Below are 23,708 nucleotides of genomic sequence, written 5' to 3' on the forward strand. Positions count from 1 at the left end.
TCCTCAGATCGGCTGTTCGCCGGTATAGCCCGGCCAGGTGTCGCCGAGCCGGTAGCCGTCCGGGAACGGGTCGGTGGGGTCGAGCACATATTGGTGGAAGGCGGTGATCCAGGCCGGCCCGGTGATGGTCGGCAGCACCGCCGGCACGCCGGCAAGCTCGGTGGTGCCGCGCAGCCGGCCGATGAACTCGGTACCGATCAGCGAGCGATGGGTGAAGCGCTCGCCGACCTGCAACAGGCCGCGCGCGTGCAGCACCGCCAGGCGGGCGCTGGTGCCGGTGCCGCAGGGCGAGCGGTCGTGCCGGCCGGGCGAGACGATGACGGTGTTCTTGGAGGCGAGCCCGTCGGCGGTCCGCTCCAGCGGGCCGGCGAACATCGTCTGGTTGATGGTGTGGATCTCCGGATTCTCCGGGTGCACCGCCGGAATCTGCTCGGCCGCCGCCTTCTTGATGCGCTCGCCGACCTCGACCAGTTCGCCCGCCTCCTTGAGGTCGAGCGAATAGCCGAGGCTCGCCGCGTCGACGATGGCGTAGATCATGCCGCCATAGGCGACATCGACATTGATCGTGCCGAGGCCCGGCACGTCCACCTTGGCATCGAGCGCGAAGACGAAGCCGGGGACGTTGTCGAAGGTGACGTTGACGCATTTGCCATCGCGGCACTCGGCCGAGACCTTCACGAGGCCCGCCGGCGCCTCCATCACCAGATGGGTGACCGGCTCCTGCATCGGGATCATGCCGGTCTCGAGCAGCACGGTGACGGTGCAGATCGTGTTGGTGCCGGACATCGGCACGTAATAGTCCGACTCGATGATGACAAAGCCGGCATCCGCCTCCGGCCGCGTCGGCGGCAGCACGAGGTTCACGCATTGCGAGACGCGCCCGCGCGGCTCGTTCAGCAGGAACCGGCGCAGCTCGTCGCGATGCGCCTGCACATACTGCATCTTCTCGAACATGGTCTTGCCGGGGACGTCGAGCACGCCCCCGGTGATGACCTCGTTGAGCTCGCCGGCCGCATGGGCGCCGACCACGGTGATCATGCGGCTGAAGCGCATCGCTCTCTCCTCACGCCGCGCTGCGCTGCGAGGCGGCAAGCGCCGCCACGGTCGCCTCGATCACGCCAAGCACCCGCTCGCGCTCGGCGCCGACCAGCGGCAGCCGCGGCGCACGCACCCATTCCGGCGCGCCATACACCACCTTCTCGGCGAGCTTGATGTACTGCACCAGCTTCACGTCGGTATCGAGGTGGAAGGCGGGGGTGAGGATGCGGTACAGCGCCCGCGCCTCGTCGAACTTGCCGGCCTTGCACAGGTTGAACAGCCGGACGCATTCCGCCGGCCAGGCATTGGTCATGCCCGACACCCAGCCGGTAACGCCGAGCGCGGCGCTTTCCAGCAGCAGGTCGTCGACGCCGCAGAACACCGAGAAGCGGTCGCCGCACTCATTATAGAGGTCGGTGACGCGGCGGATGTCGCCGGTCTCTTCCTTGATGCAGACGATGTTCTTCACGTCGGCGAGGTCGTTGAGGATCGCCGGGGTGACGTCGACGCCATAGGCGATCGGGTTGTTGTAGATCATGATCGGCAGGCCGCAGCCGGTGCCGAGCGTGCGGTACCAGGCCGCCGTCTCGCGCGGGTCGCTCTTGTAGGCGATGGAGGGGAACGCCATCAGCCCCTCGGCGCCGAGCTTCTCATAGTGGCGGGCCGAGGCGAGTGCATCGGCCATGCCGACATGGGCGAGGCCGGAGAGCAGCGGCACGCGGCCGGCCACGACTTCCTTGGCGGCGAGGATGACGGATTCGCGCTCGGCGGCGGTGAGCGAGGCATTCTCACCCAGCATCGGCAGCACGATGACGCCCGAGACGCCGCTCTTGATCAGCCGGTCGATGCTGGACTGGGTGGCGGCGAGGTCGACGCTCTCGTCCTGCTTCAGCTTGGTGGTGACGGCGGGAAAGACTCCGGTCCAGCGGGTCATGGCGTTTCCTATGGCGTGGGTGAGGCGTTGGCGAGGGTGGCAAGAAGGCTCGTGAGGTCGTCCGGCGTGTCGCAGGGCACGACGTCGATGCGGCGGATATCGTCGCGGACATCGACCGGCAGGCCGGAATTGCTGTCGTCCGGCACCTGGTTGAGCCGGCCGCCGATGCAAACCGGCAGGTCGGCGCCGGCACGGGCGAGCGCCTCCTTGACCTCGCGCGCATAGCGCAGCGCGACGCCGTTATAGGTGCTGATGGCGATCAGGTCGGACTTCGCCGCCAGCGCGGCGGCGACGAGATCGTCGGCATCGACCGAGGTGCCGCCATCGACCACCTCGACGCCGAGATGATCCAGCGTGCGGGCGATGAGGTTCTTGCCGTGCTCATGCACGTCGCTCGACGCCACGCAGGCGACCGGGCGCCAGCCGGCAATGCGGGCGACGGCCTCGGGCGGCACGCGCGCGGCCCAGGCGCGGGCGTCGTGCTCCAGCTCCTCCACCCATTCGGCGAGCGCCACCGAGCGACGGCCGCTCCAGGCGGCGGCATCCGGCTCGCCGGCGCCGAAGGCCGCCTCCAGCCGCTTCGGGCCGATGGCACGCAGCGCGAACATCAGCTCGGCCGCATCGGCAGTATCGATGCCGGCCTCGGCCAGCCCGGCCAGCGTACGCGAGGCGAAGAGCCGTCCGCCCTCCACCAGCCGGTCGGCGAGCGCATCGACGGGGGCGAGGTCGATCAGCCCGGCTGAGGCGCAGGCGTGCTCGGCGAGGCGATGAGCGAACAGCTGCGCGTCGATGATCTCGTCGATGTCGGGGATGCGTTCGTTCTCGGTCACCGGCACCGGATTGATCGCATGGCCCGAATGGGCGCGCGCGAGCGCCCAGATATCGGCCTGCAAATAGCTGGCGAGGCTGGCATAATTGCCGGCCGGCGTGGATTTATAGCTCACCGTGTTGCCGAAGATCATGGTGCCCGGCGTATCCATCACCTTCGCCAGCGCCGCGTGGAACGCCATCCGCACCAGCGGCGCGGTGAAATGGTGGCCGAAGCAGTGCGAGAGCCGCGCGCCGATCAGCGTCTCGACGATGTGCTTTTCGACCAGCACCATGCCGAGCGCCGAGCTCATGTCGGAGAACAGCCCGGCAAAGCCGTCGTCGAGATTGGAATGCACCAGCACCTCCACCGGCTGTGCGGCGATGAGGCCGAGCGCGGTGACGGTGGCATGGGTAGTGGCGACATCGTCGTCCCAGTCCGGCAGGCGGAAGGTGAAATACTGGCCGAGATTGCCGATGGCGGTAGCGCCCGCCGCCAGCGCGCCCTTGGTGTTGTCCAGCGCGCCGGGCAGGCCGAGCATGAAGTCGCCGAAATGCGCCGCCGCCGGAGCGGCATTGGTGATGCGGGCGAAGCTTTCCGCCCCCTCCAGCACGATGCCGGTGCCGCGCCGGCTACCCTTCCTCAGTTCGGGCGGGTAGCCCATCGACATATCGAGGGTGATGCCGAAGCGGTCGACCCGCGCGCCCTGCCGGGCGGCAGCCGCATGCACCTCGGCGATGGCGGTCACGGTGCGCTCGACGCTGCGAAAGCCGATATGGGCGTGCTGCATGATGCGCCCGGCCGCCGCCTCGCGACGCTTGTAGTCCGCCTCGCTGGCGACGCCTTGCGCATCGAGGAAGGCGTTACGGCCAACCGTCCAGTCCCGCGCCAGCGCCCGCCCCTCCGCGACGAGGTCGCGCCCCGGCCGGAGCGTCGGCGGGATCAGCTGGTCGCGGGGCGGGAGGGACGCGGTCACGGTGATCTCCGTCAGCGCATGGGCGAGAGCGGCGTCGGCGCCAATATCCGCGTCTGCTGGCTCTGGATCATGCCCTTGATGGCGGCGAGATAATCCTGCCACGGCCCATGAGCGAGCATCTTCGCCCGGCGCGCCTCGCGGTCGGCCATGCTGTCGTAGCGCCAGAGCGCGACGACATGGTTCAGCTCGCCGATCTCGGTGACGAAATGGCCGACGAATTCACCAAGGAACTGCTTCTGGATGTCGAGGCCGAGCGTCTCGTAGGTCTTGATGAAGTCGCCCATCCGGCCGGGCACGATGTGGTAGTCGCGTTCCTCAAGGATCATGGCTCGCTTCTCCCTGCCTCACGCCAGCTGGAAGCCGAAGGCGAGCGGGTCGCGCTCGTCGACGGTGATGGTGTTGTGGCCGTAGACCCGTGCCCAGCCGCCGATGCTGGGGCGGATAGCTGAGCGCCCGGCGACCTCGGCCGCACTTTCCACCCGGCCGTGGAACAGCGTGCCGATGATGCTCTCATGCACGAACTCGTCGCCGACCTTCAAAAGGCCCTTGGCGACGCGCTGCGCCATGCGCGAGGAGGTACCGGTGCCGCAGGGCGACCGGTCGATGCCCTTGTCGCCGTAGAACACGGCGTTGCGGGCATGCGCCTCGGGGTTCTTCGGCCCGTCCGCCCACATCACATGGCTGACGCCGTTGATGCGCGGATCCTCCGGATGCACCGGCGCCACCGCCTTCTGCACCGCCGCCCGCACGACCGGGCTCCATTTCAGGATGTCCTCGGCGCTCATGCCATCGAGGCCGGTCCAGTTCTTCTGCGGCTCGACGATGGCGTAGTAGTTGCCGCCATAGGAGACATCGACCACCAGTTCGCCGAAGCCGGGAATGTCGACCGTGACGCCTTCGGCATGCAGGTAGCTCGGAATGTTGAACAGCCGCACCTGGTCGACGAAGCGGCCATTGCGGGTGTACTCGACCTCGACCTTGCCGGCCGGCACTTCCAGCGACAGCCGACCTTCGACGCGCGGCACCACGAAGCCCTGCTCCAGCGCCACGGTGACGGTGCCGATGGTGCCATGGCCGCACATGGGCAGGCAGCCGGACACCTCGATGAACAGCACGCCCAGCTCGCAATCCTCCCGCGAGGGCGGATAGAGAATCGAGCCGGACATCACGTCATGGCCGCGCGGCTCGAACATCAGCGCCTTGCGTACCCAGTCATGGTCGCGCAGGAAAATCTGCCGCTTCTCGGCCATCGGCACATTGGGCAGCAGCGGCGCGCCGCCGGCGACCACGCGCACCGGATTGCCGCAAGTGTGGGCGTCGACGCAGAGGAAAGTGTGCGGGTTCATGACGGGCTCGGCGCTCTCTAGTTGAAGCGTTGGATGGCGAACGGCGTGACGTCGACAGAGGTGGGCCGGCCAGCGACCAGTTCGGCGATCAGGCGGCCGGTGGTCGGGCCGAAGGTGAGGCCGGTATGGCCGTGCCCGAAGGCGTAGAAGACATCGTCGCGCGTCGGCGAGCGACCGATCACGGGGAGCGAATCCGCCGTGGTCGGGCGGTGGCCCATCCAGCGCGTGCCGCCCTGTGTGTTCAGCCCCGGCAGGAAGCGCCGGCCGAGCTCCGCCAGCGCGTCGGAGCGCGCATAGTTCGGCGCCACGTCCAGCCCGGCGAACTCCGCCGCGCCGCCGATGCGCAGCCCGGTGGCGATGGGGGTGGCGACGAAGGAACGCTCGGCGAAGATCACCTCGCGGGACAGCGAGACGCCGGGAGACGGCAGCGTGGTATTGTAGCCGCGCTCGCTCTCGATCAGCGCACGGTCGCCGATCGTCCGGGCGAGCCGTCCGGACCAGGCGCCGCCCGCCACCACCAGCCGCTCGAAACCGATGCGGCGGCCATCCTTCGTCAGCACCTCGCGACCGGCGATGCCGGCCGCCTCGCCGGTGACGAAGGTCACGCCGCGCGCCTCAAGATGAACGCGCAGCCGGTCGACGATGCGCTTCGGGTCGGAAACGTTCGACCATTGCGGGGTCATGATCGCGTGACGGATGCTGCTCGCGAGCGCCGGCTCCATCCGCCGCGCCTCCTCGCCGCTCATTTCCTCGCAGACGAGCCCGTGCTGGCGGCGCAGCCTGTGGAAGCGCATATCCGCCTCGAAGCCCTCGCGCGTCTCATAGACCCAGAGCGCTCCGACGCGGTGCAGGTCGCCCGTCAGGTCGAGTTCGGCGAGCAGTGGCAGCAGGTCGTCATAGGTGCGGGCCGACAGCGTGGCGAGCGAGGCGGCGATCGCCTCCACCCGGTCCCAGCGCCCTTCCTTCAGGAACCGCAGCAGCCAGGGCACCAGCTTCGGGAAATGACGGAAGCGCAGCGACAGCGGCCCCAGCGGGTCGAACAGCCAGCCCGGCACCTTCCAGGCGAGGCCGGGCACCGAGGCCGGGATGATCTCGGTGACGCCGATGCCGGCGGCATTGCCGAAGGAGCACTTGTCCCCCGGCGGGTCGCGGTCGAGCACCGAGACTTCGTGCCCTTCCGCGCGCAGCGCATGCGCACAGGAGAGACCGACGATACCGGCGCCGATGACGAGAATGCGCGACATGCCGGGCTGCGTCCTTCAAATGACCAGTGGATCGAAATGGCGCCGCACCGCCGCGACAAGACTGAGCGCGGTAAGGACGGACGTCTTGGGATTGTCCGGCGACGGCCGGTTGGTAAAGCGCATCGCGGCACGGCCGGCCGGGCTCTCCACCGTGATCTCGTGCGTGTTGCTCGTCACCGCCGGATCGGCGACGACGCTGACGCCCGCAAGAGCCGGGCCGACGGCGAGTGCCACGGTGAGCCCGGCATTGAGATTGCGCGGGTAGCGCGCCGCCGCCTCGGCGGCACCGCCCTCGAACAGCACCACTTCCGCGGCCAGCGACACCGGATCGTGGCCGAGCGCGCGCAGTTCCTCGCTCCACGCCGCCGGCGGCTTGCGCGAGATGTAGCGCACCCGCGCATCCGGGAGGCCGGCTATGGCGGCGAGGTAGTCGAGCCCGCCAATGGCGCCGGCCGGCACGACGAGGCGCGCCCCGCTGGTCGCCGCGGCAAGGGTAAGCCGGTGCAGCAGCCCGTCATCGGCGAGCGCGCCGGTCGAGGCGACGACGAGGCTGATGCCGGCCTCCAGCAGCGCCGGTCCGTACTCAGCGACGGCGCCCTGCCCCGCCGCCTCGACCACCAGGGCCGGGCGAGCGGCAATCAGTGCCTCCAGCGTATCGACCGCGTCGACCCCCGCCAGCAGCGCACCATCCCCCCGCCGCAGCACCGTGAGGCGATAGGCCGGGTCGGCGCCGAGCGTCGCCGCCAGCGCACGGCCGATGGCGCCGAAGCCGATCAGGCCGATAGGGCGCTGGCCGACATGGCGCGGACAAGCCGGGTCGCGCGGCGCACTCATGGCCTCACCAGGCCGACATGCCGCCATCGACGGTGAACATCGCACCGGTGGCGAAGGAGGCCTCGTCGGAGGCGAGCCAGAGGATGGCGCTGGCGATCTCGACCGGCTGGGCCCAGCGATTGATCGGCGACCGCGCCTTCAGCTTGGCCTTGAAGGTCTCGGGATCGGGATGGTTGGCGACCATCTTCTCGAAATAGCTCGACCAGGTGACGCCCGGCGCGACGCAGTTCACCCGGATGTTCTGCTCGGCATGGTCGAGCGCCATCGCCTTGGTCAGCGCCGCGACGCCGCCCTTGGAGGCGACATAGGCGGCGCGGTCGAAGATGCCGACGGTGGCGACGTTGGAGGCGGTGTTGACGATGGTGCCGCCGCCCTGCGCCGCCATCGCCGGGATGGCATGCTTGCAGCAGAGGAAGACGCCCTTGAGATTGACCGCCATCAGCGCGTCCCAGTCGGCCTCCTCGGTATTTACAACCGTGCCCGGAATACCGTAGCCCGCATTGTTGGCGAGGATGTCGAGGCGACCGAAACGCTCTACGGCGGTATCGATCATCCGCTTCACATCGTCGTTGCGGCTGACGTCGACCGCCATGGCGATGGCGTTCGGGCCCAGGCGCTCGGCGACCTGGGCGGCACCCTCGCCGTTGCGGTCGGCCAGCAGGACGCGGGCACCTTCCCGCACGAACAGTTCGGCTGCCGCCTCACCGATCCCGGCGGCGGAGCCGGTGATGATGGCGGCTTTGTCTTTGAGACGCATGGAATCCTCGACAGTCAGGAAGGGGTCGCCTCCGGCCGGCAGGCGGCCGAAGGGCTCACGGCCGGCGCTGGTCGGTCGGCTGGGCGGCGAAGACGGTGTCGCGCTCGATCTGCAGCACGTTTTCCGGACGCGGGAACGGCTCGGGCGCCGGCTCGCCGGGCTGGCGGTCCCGGCCGATCAGGCGGAAGAAGTCCTCCAGCCCGTTCGGCACGATGAGCCAGGTCCAGAGGATGTCGCCCTCGCCCTCGTTGATGAACATGTGCCGGCGGTTGCGGCCGATGAAGAAGGCCGAGCCCGGCAGCATCGGATGGTCGACGCCGTCGATCACGGCACGCCCCTTGCCACTGACGACGAAGATGACCTCCTCGTTCCGATCATGGGCATGTTCGCGCACATAGCCGCCCGGCGGCACCGTCTGCGTCCCGAAGCCGATGGGAAACTCCATCGGCACGACATGCGGGGCGAAGATCACGTCGATATGGCCATTGGCAGGCACCGGCTGCCAGTAGCTGATCGCCTCGCCCGGCTGCTTGATCAGCACGTCGCCGACATGGGTCGCCGTGCCCGCCTGGGAAGTTGCGTCCGCTTGTTCCGACATGGGTCTGCTCCGCTCTCTCCGCAGAGAGGATTGAATACAATATTCAGGCTAGACCTCGAAAAATTGGAATGAAAGACCAAAAAATAAGCATTTATGAGATAAATATGCCTATTAAATAGGCTTGTTGATCTTCATCAATTGAATATCGTATTCAATATGGAGCGAATGGAATGATCGCGAAAGTCGGCCGCCAGTCGTTGACGGATCAGATCGTCACCGAATTGCGGCATCAGATCATCACGGGCCAGCTGGCCGAGGGCGCACCCCTGCGCCAGGAGAAGCTGGCCGCCGAGCTGGGGGTTTCCCGCGTCCCGTTGCGCGAGGCGATCCGCCAGCTGGAGGCCGAAGGCCTCGTGGTGTCGGAACTGCACAAGGGGACCGTGGTCTCCTCCCTGTCGCTGGAGGAGATCGAGGAACTGTTCGAGATCCGCATGCGCATGGAGACCTGGCTGTTCGAAGCGGCCATTCCGCACATGACGGAAGAGGATTTCGTCCTGGCCGAGACCGTCACCGACGAGGCCATGGCGAGCGGCAGCGTGGAGAACTGGGGCGAGCTCAACTGGCGCTTCCACGAGGCGCTGTATCGCCCGAGCGGCCACATGATCGCGCTGCGGCTGCTGCGCACCGTGCATGACAACGCCAACCGCTACGTGAACCTGCAGATCGCGGTGGCGGAGGATGTGGAGCGCGAGCTTCAGGACCATCGCGCGCTCATCGCCTTCGCCCGACTCGGCGACATCCGCCGGGGTAGCGACACGCTGCGGGCGCATATCCAGCGCGTCTCGCGCAACCTCATCGCGTCGCTGGCCGAAGGGCGGCGGGGCAAAGCGCGCAACGTCGCGCGCAACATCGCTTGAAGACCAGGCTGCCGGCGCGTGTTGGCACCCTGAATACAAACGGTCCGAAACGGACCCCGGAGAGAAGGGAACTGACATGCGTTTGAAGAACATGCTCTGCGCTGCCGTTGCCATGGCGGCGCTGACCGGAGCCGCGCAGGCCGACATCCTCATCGGCACGGCCGGGCCGACCACCAATGCCGAGGCGCTGTTCGGCACCACCTGGCAGAACGGCATGGACCTCGCCATCCGCGAGGCGAATGCGGCCGGCGGCGTCCAGGGACAGAAGCTCGTCCTCGTGCGCGACGACGATGGCGGCGATCCCAAGCAGGGCACGCTGATCGCCCAGAAGCATTGCGACACGGCCGGAATGCTCGGCGTGGTCGCCAACTTCAACTCGGGCGTCACCATCCCCTCGTCGGACATCTATAATCGCTGCGGCATGCCGCAGGTGACCAACGCCTCCAACCCGAAGGTCACCAAGGCCGGCTACAAGAACCTGTTCCGCCCGATCGCCAACGACTTGTCGCAGGGCGGCGCGCCGGCCGAATACGCGCTGACCAAGCTCGGCGCCAAGAAGGCCGCCGTGGTCCACGACAAGCAGGCCTTCGGCCAGGGCGTCGCCGAAGTGTTCCGCGACACCTTCACCAAGGGCGGCGGCACCGTCACCTCCTTCTCCGGCATCGCCCAGACGGATGTGGACTTCAGCGCGCTGCTCTCCTCGATCCGCGCCGAGAACCCGGACGTGATCTATTTCGGCGGCGTCATGCCGGCGGTCGGCCTGTTCGTGAAGCAGGCGCGCGAGCTCGGCATCAAGGCGACCTTCTTCGCCGCCGACAGCGCCTTCACGCCGGACTTCATCGCCGGCGCCGGCCATGCCTCGGAAGGCGCGGTGGTGTCGTTCCAGGCGCCGCCCTATGACTCGTCGCCGGCACTCAAGAAGTTCGCCGCCGACTACAAGGCCGCCTTCGGCGAGGAGCCGGGCCCGTACTCCGCCTATGGCTATGTCGAAGCCAGCATCATCATCGAGGCGATGAAGAAGGCCCCTGCCCCGCTGACCCGCGCCGGCATCGTCTCCGAGATCGCCAAGAGCGACTTCGACGGCATCGTCGGCCACGTCTCCTTCACGCCGGAAGGTGAGCTGCAGAAGCCCTTCCTGTTCCTCTACGGGGTGAAGGACGGCAAGTTCGGCCTCGTCAAGTAAGACCCGGTTTCCGGTTCTGCTGCTCCTGCTTCACGATCCGGTCCCCTCCGCCGTGAAGCCACTGGGTCCGGCGCGATGCGCCCCTGCATCCCCGCGCCGGACCCCTTTTCGCTCGACCCCGGAAGCAACGGAAGGCTGCCATGGGCGCCCTGATTCTTCAGCAGATCATCAACGCCCTCACCGTCGGATCGATCTACGCGCTCATCGCGCTCGGTTACACGATGGTCTATGGCGTGCTGCGTCTCATCAATTTCGCCCATAGCGAGCTGTTCACCGCCGGCGCCTTCATCGGCCTCGCGCTTGCCGGCGCGCTCGGCGTGGCCGGCCACCCGACCGGCGGGCTGCTCGTCGGCTTCATCACCTTCGTGCTGATCGGCCTCGCCGGCGTCAGCGTCGAGATCGTCGCCTACCGGCCGCTGCGCGGCACCTCGCGCCTCGCGCCGATGCTCTCGGCGCTCGGCATGGCGGTGGTGATCCAGAACGCGGTGATGCTGATCGGTGGCCGCCGACCGCTGATCTACCCGTCCTTCCTGCCCAGCGGCGTGATCGACACGTTCGGCGCCATCATCACCTACAAGCAGATCACCATCTTCCTCGTCGCCGTGATCCTGATGATCGGCCTTGAGCTGTTCGTGAACCGCACCAATCTCGGCGTGCGCATCCGCGCCGTGGCGGAGAATGCCGAGACCGCCTCGCTGGTCGGCATCAACCCGAACATGGCCATCTCGCTGATCTTCTTCATCGGCCCGGGCCTCGGCGCCGTCGCCGGCATCCTCTATTCGTCCTTCTACGGCGTGGCGACCTTCACCATGGGGTTCGTCATCGGCATGAAGGCCTTCACCGCGGCGATCCTCGGCGGCATCGGCTCGATCCCCGGCGCGGTGCTCGGCGGCTTCCTGCTGGGCTTCATCGAGACCTTCGCCACCGCGTGGATGCCGGTGCTCACCGGCGGCCTGATCGGCACCGAATATCGCGACATCTTCGCCTTCTCCGTGCTGGTCCTGATCCTGCTGTTCCGGCCCGCCGGCCTGCTCGGCGAGCACGTCAGCGAAGAAACCATGGTGTACAAGAGTGACTTCTGAGGCATCGCACATGGAAAGCCCCGCCCGCGCGGCGGCGCCCGCCTCGGGAGCCGCCGCCCCCCGCAAGCTCTGGCCCGGCGCGCTGGCGATGCTGGCCGTGCCGGTCCTGCTCCTCATCTTCGGGCCGCATCTGCCGTCCTACCCGCTGCGCATCCTCGACATGATCCTGCTCTATGCCGTGCTTGGCCTGGGGCTGAACATCATCGTCGGCTATGCTGGCCTGCTCGATCTCGGCTATGTCGCCTTCTACGCCATCGGCGCCTATTCCTGGGCGCTGCTGGCCTCCGGCCAGTTCGACATCCACCTGCCCTTCGCGCTGGTGCTGCTGATCGGGGCGAGCCTCGCCGGCCTCGCGGGTATCCTGCTCGGTATCCCCGTGCTGCGCCTGCGCGGCGACTATCTCGCCATCGTCACGCTGGGCTTCGGCGAGATCATCCGCGTGCTGATGAACAATCTCGACCGCGTCACCAACGGCCCGCAGGGCATTGCGCGCATCGACGAGGCGCATCTGTTCGGCTGGACGCTGAGCACGCCGGACGACTTCCTCTATCTCCTCGTCGCCATGCTGGTGGTGGTGTTCCTGTTCGTCTGGCGCATCCAGGAAAGCGCGCTCGGCACCGCCCTGTCCGCCGTGCGCGAGGACCAGGACGCCGCGCGCGGCTGCGGCATCAACACCACCCGCGTGAAGCTGGTCGCGTTCGCCTTCAGCGCCTTCATCGGCGGCGGCTGCGGCGTGGTGTTCGCCGCCATGCAGCGCTTCGTCAGCCCGGAGAGCTTCACCTTCTGGGAATCGCTGGTCATCGTGCTGGTGATCGTGGTGGGCGGCCTCGGCAATCCGTTCGGCGCGCTGCTCGGCGCGACGCTGCTGATCCTGCTGCCGGAATTGCTGCGCGCCTATGCCGATTACCGGCTGCTGTTCTACGGGATGGCGCTGGTGGTCATCATCCTCGCCCGCCCGCGCGGCCTGATCAGCCGGCAATACGGGCCGAGTTGGCTGATGCGCCGGCTGGGAGGCGGCAAATGCTGACATTCGACCACGTCACCAAGCGGTTTGGCGAACTGGCGGCCATCGACGACGTCTCCTTCGAGGTGAAGCCTGGCATCATCACCGCGGTCATCGGGCCCAATGGCGCCGGCAAGTCGACCCTGGTCAACATGGCCGCCGGCTCCTACGGCGTCACCTCGGGGCGCATCCTCGTCGATGGCGTCGAGCTGCAGAAGCTGCCGAAACACCGCATCGCCCATGCCGGGCTGTCGCGTACCTACCAGAACATCCGCCTGTTCGACGGCATGAGCGTGGTGAAGAACCTCGAAGTGGCGCTGGTGCCGCCGCGCGTCGGCAGCCTCATCGCCAACACCTTCGGGCTGAGCGGCCGCGCCGCCGCCGAGGAGCGCCGCGCCCGCTGCCACGCGGTGTTGGAGCGGCTGGGGCTGGCCGCCCATGCCGAGCGGCAGGCCGGCAGCCTCGCCTATGGCCAGCAGAAACTGGTCGAGCTCGCCCGCGCCATCGTCGCCGAGCCGCGCGTGCTGCTGCTCGACGAGCCGGCCGCCGGCCTCAACCATGGCGAGACCGAGCAGCTCAAGCAGCACATCCTCGCGCTGCGCTCCCCGGACCTCGCCATGGTCCTCATCGAACACGACATGAAGCTGATCATGTCGATCTCGGACATCATCGTCGTGATGAATCGCGGGCAGCTGCTGGCGCAGGGCACCGCCGCCGAGATCCGGTCCAACACCGAAGTGCAGGAGGCGTATCTTGGCCAGCCAGGAGCCATCAAGGACATCGAAGCCGCTGCTCGCGGTCGACGCAATCGAGTCCGGCTACGGGAGGGTGAAGGTCTTACATGGCATCAGCCTTGAGGTGCTGCCCGGCGAGGTCGTCTGCATCATCGGCCCCAACGGCGCCGGCAAGACCACGCTGCTGCGCACCATCAGCGGGCTGAACAAACCGACGCGCGGCTCCATCCGCTTCAAGGGCGAGGAGGTCGCCGGCCTCAAGCCCTACCAGATGGTGCGGCGCGGCCTCGGCCACTGCCCGGAGGGGCGGCGCGTCTTCCAGCTCTCCATCGAGGAGAACCTGATCACCGGCTACATCCCCGGCCGCGGCAAGAGCTTCGCCGAGCTGCGCGATCAGGTCTACGCGCTGTTCCCCATCCTCGGCGAGCGGCGCCACCAGTCGGCCGGACGGCTTTCCGGCGGCCAGCAGCAGATGGTGGCGATCGGCCGCGCGCTGATGGGCAGCCCGGAACTGCTGCTGCTCGACGAGCCCTCGCTCGGCCTGGCGCCGATTATCATCCACCAGATCTTCGAGATCGTGCTGAAGCTGGCCGAGAGCGGGGTGTCGATCATCCTCGTCGAGCAGAACATCGACCTGTCCTTCGAGGTGGCCGACTTCGTCTACGCGCTGGAGCACGGCTCGCTGCAATGCTCAGGCCCGGCCGCCAAGATGGCCGCCGATCCGCGCATCAAGGACATCTATCTGCCAAATCTCGAGGACCACCGCCTCGACGGCCAGGATTCCCACTAGCTCGCCCCGCCCGGGGCGCCGCGCATTGAGACGGAGAGCGTGATGTATCATCTCGACGGGCGCGTCGCCCTCGTCACCGGCGGGGCGGTCGGCATCGGGCGCGGCATCGCCACCCGCCTCGCCGAGGAGGGCTGCGACATCGCCATTCTCGACCTCGACGCGGCCGGGGCAGAGGAGACCGCCAGCATGGTGCGCGCGCTCGGGCGCCGGGCGCTAGCGCTGCCGGTCGACGTCGCCGACCACACGGCGGTGGATGCCGCCGTCGCACAGGTCCGCGCGGCATTCGGGCCCGTCGACATCGCGGTGAACAATGCCGCGATCACCGCCGTCGGCAAGGTTGTCGACATCGACGCCGCCGCCTGGAAGCGGGTGTTCGCCATCAACACCGACAGCGTGTTCCATGTCGCCAAGGCCGTGCTGCCGGACATGATTGAGCGGCGCGCCGGGCGCATCGTCAACATCGCCTCCTGGTTCGGCAAGATCGGCAAGCCGAGCTACGGCGCCTATTCCGCCTCCAAGGCGGCGGTGATCGCCTTCACCCAGTCGCTGGCGGCCGAGGTGGCGCCGCTCGGCGTCAACGTCAACGCGGTCTGCCCCGGCTCCATCGTCGGCACGCGGATGCGCGACGATGCCGACCGGATGTCGCGTGAGCAGGGCCTGCCCACCGCCAAGGAGCGCGAGCACATGATCCCGATCGGCCGCGTCGGCGTGCCCGACGACATCGCCCGGGTGGTCGCCTTCCTCGCCTCCGACGAATCCGCCTACATGACCGGCCAGGCGATCAACGTCACCGGCGGCTTGTGGATGAACTGAGCCCCCGCTTCGCCTTCTATCGCGCGACGAAGTCGAGGAAACCCGACAGGTCGCGATGGCGCGGCACGTCGGCCGGAAAATAGTCCGGCGCGCCTTCCGCGACGATGGCGAGGAAGGGAATGCCCAGTTCCACCGCCGCGTCGAACTCGGTGCGCGCATCGCCCACCGCCAGCACCTCGCCCGCCGCGAGATTTTCATCGGCGAGGATGCGGCGGAACTCCGGCAGCTTGAACCGGGGCGTGCCAGCGACCGACGTGAAGAACCCGTCCAGACCGCGCCGCACCAGCAGTGCCCGCAGCGCGATCTCGGGCATGCCGGAGACGAGATGCAGCGGCAATCGCCCGTGAAGCACTGCAAGCACCTGCTCCGCGCCGGGAATGAACGGCGCCTCCATCATCGCCGTGTCGATGAGTTCGGCAAACCGTCGGCACAGTGCGTCGAGCGCGGGCGGATCGCCCGGCCGGCCGAACAGCTCGCGCTCGTAATGGGCGAACTTGTCCCGGCGTCCGATGCCGCCATGCCGATCCTGATAGGCGACGACCTCGGCGAGCTTCTCCTCCGCCTCGCCCGCGTAGCAATCGGCGAAGGCCTGCGTCTTCAGCCGCGCGGAATCGAGGATGACGCCGTCGAAATCGAAGATGATCGCCTGCGGGCGAATGTCAGTCCCTCGATGCGAACCGTCTCGCTGCAAGCCCTCTGGGTACAAGCCGTCGTCTCCCTTTGACACATCGCGCGGGCCGCCACCCGCCTTATGACATCGATGCCGTCCACTACCAATTCCGAACGCCGACAGGATGGTGAGACGAGCGGTTTCCCGGTAGGTTGAGGGAACGGACTTACGAGGATCGGGGCATGGACGTAGCAGGCGAACCAGGGCGCATGGCGGGGCTTCCCTCGTCGCTTGCCGGGACGCGCCATCTCCGCGCTTCCCCCGTGCGCCCCGCCCCGCGCCGCGCCGGCGGCGGATGGCGCCAGCTCTGGCCGGCAGTCGCGCTGCTCGTGGTCAGCACCTCGGTCATCAGCCTGACGATGCTCACCGCGAAGGCCTCCACCGAGCATGTCGCCGTCGTGGTGCCGCCCTGGTACGGCGCCCGCGAGGCGATGGAGCTGGTCGGCCGTGCCGGCGGGCGGGTCATCGAGATGGGCCGGTTCGACAGCATGGTGGTTGCGACCCATGGCGAGGCCGACACACAGCAGCGTTTTCTCGACGCCTTGCGCAGCGAGGGCGCCTGGCTCACGCTGGACGCCGGCGCGCTACGCGGGTGCGCCACGCAGTAGTTTTGTTCTTTTCGGTAGCAACTTCCGCGCTTTTCAGTAGTGAATTTTCCGTACGGTGCCGGCCGGACATGACAGGGCCCGCCCTGCACCGTGAATTCCTTGTGAGACCGCCCCCATGATCGAGATCGACCGCCTGCGGGTCCGCTTCGGCTATCTGCTGCTCGCGCTGCTCTGGCTGCATGTGCCCGTGGCCATGGCCATCGCCTACGCCGTCGGAGTGGCGATGACGCCGCCAGCGCTGATCGCCGCCGGGCTGGCCGGCGCCTACACGGTCTCCTGGCTGGTCTACGGGGTGGAGCCCGTCACCCGCTATGTGTCGGCGGTCGCGCTCATGGGCATGCCGTCGCTATTCGTCTTCCTGCTGGCCGGGCATGGCTGGCAGATGGACCTGCACATGTATTTCTTCGCCTCGCTGGCGCTGATGATCGGCTGGTGCGACTGGCGCGCCATCCTCATGGCCGCGGTCGCGGTGGCCGTGCACCATCTCACGCTCAACTTGCTGTTTCCCGCCGCCGTATTCCCGGCCGGGCAGGACCTCTCGCGCGTCTGGCTGCATGCCGGCATCGTCGCCTTCCAGACTGCGATCCTCGTCTGGATCTGCGAGATGCTGGTCGGCGGCTTCTCCCGCATCCAGGCGATGAGCGACGAGATCATGCTCAGCAACGAGACGCTCGAGCAGCGCGTGGAGGAGCGCACCCGCGAGGCTCAGGCCGCCAATGCCGCCAAGGGCCTGTTCCTGGCCAATATGAGCCACGAGATCCGCACGCCGATGAACGCCATTCTCGGCTTCACCCATCTGGCGCTGCGCGGCGAGGTGCCGCCCAAACAGCACGAGTATCTCAACAAGATCAAGCAGGCGAGCACGGCGCTGCTCGGCCTGATCAACGACATCCTCGACTTCTCGAAGATCGAGGCCGGCAAGCTGGTGCTGGAGAAGTCCTGCTTCGACATCCGCGAGGAGGTCGAGGCCACCGTCGACATCGCCGGGCTGAAGGCAGCCGAGAAGCGGGTGGCGATCAACGTCACCTTCCAGCCCAACGTGCCGGACATGGTGGTCGGCGACGCGCTGCGTCTCAACCAGGTCATCCTCAACCTGGTCGGCAACGCGGTGAAGTTCACCGATCGCGGCGAGGTGCAGGTCGCCGTCCGCCGGCTGCCCGACACCACCCCGTCCGACGTGGTGCTGGAAATCGCGGTGCGTGATACCGGCATCGGCATGGACGCCGAGCAGCAGGCCAACCTGTTCCGCTCCTTCGCCCAGGCCGACAGCTCGACGACCCGCAAGTTCGGCGGCACCGGGCTCGGCCTCGCCATCACCCGGCAGTTGGTGGAGCTGATGGGCGGCACGATCGGCGTCGAGAGCACGCAGGGCAAGGGCAGCGTGTTCACCGTCACGATCCGCCTGGAGGAAGGCTTTGCCCAGCCCGCCAAGGTGGTGGAGTTCCCGCCCGCGCTGCTGAACCTGCGGGTGCTGATCGTCGACGACAATCCCGGTGCGCGGGAGATCCTGCACGCCATCTTCACCGGCTGGTCGCTGCAGACCGACCTCGCCGCCTCCGCGCCGGAGGCGCTGGCCGCGCTGGAGGCCGCCGCGACGCAGGGCACGCCCTACGACCTGCTGCTGGTCGACTGGAAGATGCCGACGATGAGCGGCGTCGATCTGGTGCGCGAGCTGGAGCGCACGCCCACCCTCACCCGGCTGCCGGTGGCGCTGATGGTCAGCGCCTATGCGCGGGAGGACGCCATGGCGGCGGCGCGCAATGCCGGCGTCGCCGCCTTCCTGGTCAAGCCGATCGATCCGCGCATGCTGCTCGACACCATCGTCGACCTGTTCCGGCCGAAGAGCGAAGCGGAGCTGAACGCGCCTTCCGGCCTCGACACCGCCGGCGGCATTCCGGCGGTGTCGGCCGGCGTGCGCGGCGCGCGGGTGCTGCTGGTCGAGGACAACGAGATCAACAGCGAGGTCGCCTTCGAGATCCTGACCGACGGTGGATTGCTGGTGGAGTTGGCTGGCAACGGACGCATCGCCTGCGAGATGGTGCTCGACGCCGGCCGGCACTACGACGCGGTGCTGATGGACGTGCAGATGCCGGAGATGGACGGCTACGAAGCCACCCGGCGCATCCGCCGGACCATCCCGTCGAGCCAGCTGCCGATCATCGCCATGACCGCCCATGCCTATGAGCGTGAGCGCCAGGCCTGCCTGGAGGCCGGGATGGACGATCACATCGCCAAGCCGGTCGACCCGCCACTGCTCATCGGCACCCTCGATCGCTGGATCCTCCGGCATCGCGACGGCGTGCGGCGCACGACGGCGGACGCGCCGGCGGCATCGCAGCCCCCCGTCGTTGCAGCGGCGGAAGCGCCCCGGGCGCCGGCCGGGCTGCCCGACATGCTGCCGCCCTTCGACATCGCCACCGCGCTCAACCGGGTGAACGGCAAGCGCCCGCTGCTCATGCGGCTGATCATCGGCTTCGGCGAGAAGAATGCCGGCACCGTCGCCACCCTGCGCCAGCAGATCGCCAAGGGCGAGTTCGACGAGGCCCGGCGGCTGGCGCACACGCTGAAGGGAGTGGCCGGTTCGCTGGAGCTGCGCCATGTCAGCGAAGCGGCCCGTCAGGCCGAGGACGCGCTGGCGCATCGCGAGACCGACAGGCTGGGCCCGCTGGTGGCCCGCCTCGACGAGGCCATGCAGCCCGCGCTGGCCGCGGCCCGCTCGCTCAGCCCCGCCGAGGAGGCGCCAGCGCCGGCTGTGGCGGCGGCCCTCCCCCCACAGGTGCGGTTCGACGACACGGCACGCGAACTGCTGGCCACGCTGACCACCCAGCTCGAGCGGCGCAGCATGGGCGCGCGCAAGACCTTCGAGCGGCTGGACCACGCCGTCGGCCCCGGCACGGCACTGCTGGAGCCGCTGAAGGCCGCCGTGAACAGCCTTGACTTCAATGCCGCGCTGGCCTTCTCACACCAGATTGCCGAGCGGATGGCGAATGAGGAGAGCCGATCTTGAACGAGCGCCAATCGGTGCTGATCGTTGACGATGAGGTCTCGAACATCGAGATTCTGTCGGCCGCGCTGGAAGACGACTACGAAATCTACTTCGCGACGTCCGGCGCCGAGGCGATCGATGTCGCGCGTACCAACCTGCCCGATCTCATCCTGCTCGACGTGCTGATGCCCGGGCTCGACGGCTACGAGGTGTGCAGCCTCCTCAAGGCCGACCCGATCATCGGCGACGTGCCGATCATCTTCACCACGGCGCTCGGTGACCGGGACGCGGAAGTGCGCGGCCTGATGCTCGGCGCCATCGACTACATCACCAAGCCGATCAGTCCGGTCGCGGTGCGGGCGCGCGTGCGCAACCATCTCGACATGAAGCGCATGCGCGACCAGCTGGCCGAGATGGCGGTCACCGACGCGCTCACCGGCCTCGGCAACCGGCGCCGGCTGGAGCGGGCGCTCGACCAGGACACGCTGCGGCTCGCCACCAGCGGCGCGCTGCTGTCGCTCGTCTTCGTCGATATCGACTTCTTCAAGCGCTACAACGATTCCTACGGCCACACCGCTGGCGACCGCTGCCTCTCCATGGTGGCGGCCGCGCTCAAGCGGACGATGAACCGCGCGGCGGATGTCGCCGTCCGCTATGGCGGCGAGGAATTCGCCTGCGTGCTGCCGGAATGCTCGCATGAGGAGGCAATGGAGGTCGCGCACCAGATCCATCGGCGCGTCCAACTGCTCGACATCCCGCACAAGACCTCGGACACCGCCTCCTTCGTCACGGTGAGCGTCGGCGTGGCCACCGCCGCCTGTGCGCTCGGCGCTTCTCCCGAGGCCTGGGTGCGGGCCGCCGACGAGCAGCTCTATCTCGCGAAATCCGCCGGCCGGAACCAGGTGCTCGGAACGCAGTTCGTCCTGGCGGTGTAGCCGTCCGTCCCGTGCCGGCTCACCGAGCGAGGCGCCGCGCCTTCCATTCGGGCGATGATCCGCCCCCTTCGCGCCTCCCCACATGGCGAGGCGGTGAAAGCGGCTCGCCCCGCCCCGCCGGGCGCTCCGGCACCCATACCTGTCCACCCTAAGGTCCCGCCGCCGCGACCGCTCCGACATGGCGCGGCGCGGGACGATGTGAGCTGCGAATAAGTCGCCTTCGAATAAATTGTCCTACAATCTTCAATTGACATGAGGGCAATTCCATCGCTAGATCCATGGCAACGGAGAGGGACGCATGCCGACGCCCGAAATCGAACTGCTCAAGTCGCGCTCCCTGCCGATGCTCATCGAGGAAGAGATCCAGCGGGTCATATTGAGCGGCCAGTACGCTCCGGGTGACCGCATCAACGAGAAGGAACTGACGCTGCGCTTCGGCACCAGCCGGGGACCGATCCGCGAGGCGCTGCGTTCGTTGGAATCCAGCGGGCTGATCGAGCAGATTCCCAATCGGGGCGTATTCGTTCGTCGCCTGACGCCGCAGCAGGCGGCGGAGATCTATGACGTACGGGCCTTCCTGTTCGCTCTCGCCGGGCGCCTGCTGGCAATGCGCGCCAGCGAAGCGGAGATCGCCACCTTGCGCGGCTTCGTCACCGCCATGGACGATGCGATCGCCGCCGACGACACCGACCGTTACCTGCGCGAGAACTTCGCGTTGCACGAATTCATCGTCGCCCATGCCGCCAATCCGGTGCTGGCCAGCCAGTATCTGTCGCTGATCAAGCAGCTCCAGCTCTACCGTGCCCGCAATTTGATGCTCGTCGATTCCATGCAGGTGTCGAACCGCGAGCACCACGAGATGGTCGAGGCGATCGCCGCCCGCGACCCCGACCGCGCCCAGGCGGCTCACATGGCGCATGTGATGTCGGCCAAGCATCGGCTGATGGCGAACGCCGGCCTTTCCTAACGTTTCATCGCAGGAGTGAATTCATGAGCGCTGCCGATATCACGAGCCAGGCGCTGCGGTTCGTCGAGACGACGACCTATGCGGATCTTCCCGAGGAGGCGTTGCGCATCGGCCGACGCTGCATCGTCGATGCCGTCGGCCTCTACCTCGCCGGCAGCCAGGAATCGTCCGTGCGCATTCTGGTCGCCGACGCGCTCGACCAGGGCGGCCGCGCCGATGCGCCGCTGCCGGCGGCGGGCGCCCGCCGCGTTCCCGCGCCGCTCGCCGGGCGCATCTGGGGCACGGCCGGCCATGCCCATGACTGGGACGACACCCAGGTCTCGCACGACCCGGCCCATGTCTACGGCCTGCTCACCCACCCCACCATCCCGCCGCTGACGGCGGCACTGGTCGTCGCCGACATGCTCGGGCGGCGCGACGGGCGTGAGGTGATGCTCGCCTTCCAGCTCGGCTTCGAAGTGGAGTGCAAGATCTCCGAATGGATGCTGCCCCGTCACTATCGGCGCGGCCACCATTCCAGCGGCACGGTCGGCACCTTCGGCGCCTGCGTCGCCGCCGCCAAGCTGCTCGGCCTCACCGGCCCGCGCCTCGCCCATGCCTTCGGCATCGCCGCCAGCCTCGCGGCCGGCATCCGGGTGAATTTCGGCACCATGACCAAGCCGCTGCATGTCGGGCGCGCCTGCGAGAACGGCATCACCGCCGCCCTGCTCGCCGCCCGCGGCTTCGACGCCGACCCCACCGCGCTCGACGGTCCCTGGGGCTTCTTCTCGGTGATGGGCGAAGGCTTCGACGCCGGCAAGGCGGTACAGGGTTTCGGCAATCCGCTGACCATCGTCAGCCCCGGCGTGTCGATCAAGCCTTATCCGTCCGGCATCCTCACCCATCAGTCCATGGACGCGATGCTGAAGCTGGTGCTCGACCATGACCTGAAGCCGGAACAGGTGGAGCGCATCCGCTTCTTCGCCGGCAAGAACATCATCGAGCCGATCCGCTACCCCATCGCCCGCAACCATTTGCAGGCCAAGTTCTCCATGCCGGCGCTGCTGGCGATGATCGTGCTGCGCCGGCGCGCCAGCCATCATGAATTCGAGGACGCCTTCGTCGCCGGCCCGGCGATGCAGGACCTGCAGGCGCGCACCGACGTCATCAACGACCTCGAGATCGACGCGCGCGGCTACGACCTGATCCGCTCGCGCATCGAGGTCGAGACGAAGGACGGTCGCACATTGGTGGAATGGGCGGATGAGCGCTATCGCGGCGGCCCGCTCAACCCGATCAGCGATGCCGATCTCGACGCCAAGTTCCGCATGTGCGCCGAGGGCGTGCTGGAGGCCTCGGCGCAGGAGGATGTGCTGGCGCTGGCGCGCAGCCTCGATACCGGCGCGGACCTTTCGCGGCTGATGGCGCTGCTCTCCGCCACCGATGCCGGCGAGATACGGGCAGTGGCGGAATAGCGATCCGCGGAACGACCGGCGAGCAACCCGAAGAGGTGCCGCCTTTCACTGGGAGGAACGAGCATGAACTTCAAGGTCGAACTGACCCGCAGAACGGGTCTGGCGCTCCTGCTGGCCGGCGCGCTGGCGGGCGGGAGCCTCTTCGCCGGCAAGGCCGCGGCCGATCCGGCGCCTTATCCGGTCAAGGTGGTGACGCTGGTCACCCATTCCAGCCCCGGCGGCGGCTCCGACGTGTTCCTGCGCGAGCTGTCGAAATATCTCGGCAAGTACATCGACGCCACCTTCGTCGTCGAGAACGTGCAGGGCGGCAGCGGTGCCAAGGCGGTAGCCCGGGTCGCCGGCGCGCCAGCCGATGGCAGCGTGTTCTACGCCACCACGCCGACCTACATCTACACCTCGCTGCTGTCCAAGCCGCCGAAGACCTACAAGGACCTCGAGCCGCTGGTGAACATCTTCGCCGACAGCGAGGTGGTGTTCACCCGTGCCGACGGCCCGTACAAGACGCTGCAGGACGTGATCGACAAGGCCAAGAAGGACCGCGGCAAGTGGGGCGCGGCCAACCCCGCCTCGCTGGAGCGCCAGGCGGCCGAGCAGCTTAAGCATGCCGCCGGCGTCAATGCCGCCATCGTCACCCATGAGGGCGGCGGCGACATGATGCTGAACGTGCTGAACGGCACGCTCGACATCGGTGTCGGCGAATTCCAGGAACTGCGCTCGCAGATCGAGGCCGGCAAGATCCGCGTCCTCGCCACCTTCAATCCGGAGCGCCTGCCGGAGAAGCCGGACGTGCCGACGGTGAAGGAAGCCGGCTTCGACGTCCAGCTGGTGAAGTTCCGCGGCCTCGCCGGCCCCAAGGGCCTGCCGGATGCCGTCACCAAGGCGTGGGACACCGCGATCCAGAAGGTGCTGCAGGATCCCGAGTACAAGAAGGAATACACCGAGGAAGTGCTGGTGGCGAAGTTCATCGACCACAAGGACTACCCCACCTTCGTGAACTCCTTTGCCACCACGACCGAAACCTTCCTGAAGGAGACCGGCGCCATCAAATAGCGCTGGCTCCCGCCACCGTCGGCGCGGTGGGCGCCGATCGG

The 23,708-nt window shown here is 68.0% G+C and carries 23 protein-coding genes; 13 read left to right on the forward strand and 10 right to left on the reverse strand.

What is annotated here, in order from left to right; all coding sequences use genetic code 11:
• Positions 1-3 precede the first annotated feature (3 nt).
• From LGR54_RS15910 to LGR54_RS15950, 9 genes are read right to left on the reverse strand one after another with little or no spacing between them, the layout of a single operon-like run.
• A complete protein-coding gene (locus tag LGR54_RS15910) occupies positions 4-1,053 on the reverse strand; it encodes a proline racemase family protein (RefSeq protein ID WP_230362973.1) in 1,050 nt (349 codons plus the stop codon).
• A 10-nt stretch (positions 1,054-1,063) separates the two neighbouring features.
• Positions 1,064-1,972, reverse strand: coding sequence for a dihydrodipicolinate synthase family protein (locus LGR54_RS15915; protein WP_230362974.1), 909 nt, complete (start codon positions 1,970-1,972; stop codon positions 1,064-1,066).
• 8 nt (positions 1,973-1,980) lie between these two features.
• Complete coding sequence (locus LGR54_RS15920; protein WP_230362975.1) at positions 1,981-3,756, reverse strand: cobalamin-dependent protein; 1,776 nt, start codon at positions 3,754-3,756, stop codon at positions 1,981-1,983.
• Between the two features lie 11 nt (positions 3,757-3,767).
• Positions 3,768-4,082, reverse strand: coding sequence for an NIPSNAP family protein (locus tag LGR54_RS15925; RefSeq protein ID WP_230362976.1), 315 nt, complete (start codon positions 4,080-4,082; stop codon positions 3,768-3,770).
• An 18-nt stretch (positions 4,083-4,100) separates the two neighbouring features.
• Entirely contained in the window at positions 4,101-5,102 is a 1,002-nt protein-coding gene (locus LGR54_RS15930) for a 4-hydroxyproline epimerase (RefSeq protein WP_230362977.1), read from the reverse strand.
• A gap of 17 nt (positions 5,103-5,119) precedes the next feature.
• The gene (locus LGR54_RS15935) at positions 5,120-6,346 is read right to left on the reverse strand and encodes an FAD-binding oxidoreductase (RefSeq protein WP_230362978.1); all 1,227 of its coding nucleotides are present in this window, start codon (positions 6,344-6,346) and stop codon (positions 5,120-5,122) included.
• Between the two features lie 15 nt (positions 6,347-6,361).
• Complete coding sequence (locus tag LGR54_RS15940) at positions 6,362-7,180, reverse strand: aspartate dehydrogenase (protein ID WP_230362979.1); 819 nt, start codon at positions 7,178-7,180, stop codon at positions 6,362-6,364.
• A 4-nt stretch (positions 7,181-7,184) separates the two neighbouring features.
• Positions 7,185-7,937 carry an SDR family oxidoreductase gene (locus LGR54_RS15945; RefSeq protein ID WP_230362980.1) on the reverse strand — a complete coding sequence of 251 codons (753 nt, stop codon included), beginning with the start codon at positions 7,935-7,937 and terminating at the stop codon, positions 7,185-7,187.
• Positions 7,938-7,992: 55 nt separating this feature from the next.
• Complete coding sequence (locus LGR54_RS15950) at positions 7,993-8,535, reverse strand: cupin domain-containing protein (RefSeq protein WP_230362981.1); 543 nt, start codon at positions 8,533-8,535, stop codon at positions 7,993-7,995.
• A gap of 170 nt (positions 8,536-8,705) precedes the next feature.
• On the opposite strand from LGR54_RS15950, the gene LGR54_RS15955 reads away from it, so the two are divergent.
• The 7 genes from LGR54_RS15955 (at position 8,706) to LGR54_RS15985 (ending at position 14,997) form a co-directional block, all read left to right on the forward strand.
• Complete coding sequence (locus tag LGR54_RS15955) at positions 8,706-9,392, forward strand: GntR family transcriptional regulator (RefSeq protein ID WP_230362982.1); 687 nt, start codon at positions 8,706-8,708, stop codon at positions 9,390-9,392.
• Positions 9,393-9,468: 76 nt separating this feature from the next.
• Positions 9,469-10,575, forward strand: a complete 1,107-nt coding sequence (locus LGR54_RS15960) for a branched-chain amino acid ABC transporter substrate-binding protein (protein WP_230362983.1) — start codon at positions 9,469-9,471, stop codon at positions 10,573-10,575.
• A 140-nt stretch (positions 10,576-10,715) separates the two neighbouring features.
• Positions 10,716-11,657: a branched-chain amino acid ABC transporter permease gene (locus LGR54_RS15965; RefSeq protein WP_230362984.1), complete on the forward strand. Its 942-nt coding sequence runs from the start codon at positions 10,716-10,718 to the stop codon at positions 11,655-11,657.
• A 10-nt stretch (positions 11,658-11,667) separates the two neighbouring features.
• Positions 11,668-12,684 (forward strand): branched-chain amino acid ABC transporter permease, encoded by a 1,017-nt coding sequence (locus tag LGR54_RS15970; protein WP_230362985.1) that lies wholly within the window; start codon positions 11,668-11,670, stop codon positions 12,682-12,684.
• Complete coding sequence (locus tag LGR54_RS15975) at positions 12,678-13,517, forward strand: ABC transporter ATP-binding protein (protein ID WP_230362986.1); 840 nt, start codon at positions 12,678-12,680, stop codon at positions 13,515-13,517. Before LGR54_RS15970 ends, LGR54_RS15975 begins: the two co-directional genes overlap by 7 nt.
• Positions 13,489-14,184 carry an ABC transporter ATP-binding protein gene (locus tag LGR54_RS15980; RefSeq protein WP_230362987.1) on the forward strand — a complete coding sequence of 232 codons (696 nt, stop codon included), beginning with the start codon at positions 13,489-13,491 and terminating at the stop codon, positions 14,182-14,184. The genes LGR54_RS15975 and LGR54_RS15980 overlap by 29 nt, the downstream gene beginning before the upstream one ends.
• Before the next feature lie 42 nt (positions 14,185-14,226).
• Positions 14,227-14,997 carry an SDR family NAD(P)-dependent oxidoreductase gene (locus tag LGR54_RS15985; protein ID WP_230362988.1) on the forward strand — a complete coding sequence of 257 codons (771 nt, stop codon included), beginning with the start codon at positions 14,227-14,229 and terminating at the stop codon, positions 14,995-14,997.
• 16 nt (positions 14,998-15,013) lie between these two features.
• Here the strand turns inward: LGR54_RS15985 and LGR54_RS15990 are convergent, their stop codons facing one another.
• Positions 15,014-15,703 (reverse strand): HAD family hydrolase, encoded by a 690-nt coding sequence (locus LGR54_RS15990; RefSeq protein ID WP_230362989.1) that lies wholly within the window; start codon positions 15,701-15,703, stop codon positions 15,014-15,016.
• 173 nt (positions 15,704-15,876) lie between these two features.
• On the opposite strand from LGR54_RS15990, the gene LGR54_RS15995 reads away from it, so the two are divergent.
• From LGR54_RS15995 to LGR54_RS16020, 6 genes are all read left to right on the forward strand, one after another.
• Positions 15,877-16,275, forward strand: a complete 399-nt coding sequence (locus LGR54_RS15995; protein ID WP_230362990.1) for a hypothetical protein — start codon at positions 15,877-15,879, stop codon at positions 16,273-16,275.
• A gap of 115 nt (positions 16,276-16,390) precedes the next feature.
• Complete coding sequence (locus LGR54_RS16000; RefSeq protein WP_230362991.1) at positions 16,391-19,282, forward strand: hybrid sensor histidine kinase/response regulator; 2,892 nt, start codon at positions 16,391-16,393, stop codon at positions 19,280-19,282.
• The gene (locus LGR54_RS16005) at positions 19,279-20,196 is read left to right on the forward strand and encodes a diguanylate cyclase (RefSeq protein WP_230362992.1); all 918 of its coding nucleotides are present in this window, start codon (positions 19,279-19,281) and stop codon (positions 20,194-20,196) included. Before LGR54_RS16000 ends, LGR54_RS16005 begins: the two co-directional genes overlap by 4 nt.
• 298 nt (positions 20,197-20,494) lie before the next feature.
• Positions 20,495-21,163 carry an FCD domain-containing protein gene (locus LGR54_RS16010; RefSeq protein ID WP_230362993.1) on the forward strand — a complete coding sequence of 223 codons (669 nt, stop codon included), beginning with the start codon at positions 20,495-20,497 and terminating at the stop codon, positions 21,161-21,163.
• A 23-nt stretch (positions 21,164-21,186) separates the two neighbouring features.
• Entirely contained in the window at positions 21,187-22,617 is a 1,431-nt protein-coding gene (locus tag LGR54_RS16015) for an MmgE/PrpD family protein (protein WP_230362994.1), read from the forward strand.
• Between the two features lie 63 nt (positions 22,618-22,680).
• Positions 22,681-23,667 (forward strand): tripartite tricarboxylate transporter substrate binding protein, encoded by a 987-nt coding sequence (locus tag LGR54_RS16020; protein ID WP_230362995.1) that lies wholly within the window; start codon positions 22,681-22,683, stop codon positions 23,665-23,667.
• The last annotated feature ends 41 nt before the right edge of the window (positions 23,668-23,708 follow it).

The sequence above is a fragment of the Ancylobacter sp. Lp-2 genome (genome assembly GCF_020523795.1).
GTDB lineage: Bacteria > Pseudomonadota > Alphaproteobacteria > Rhizobiales > Xanthobacteraceae > Ancylobacter.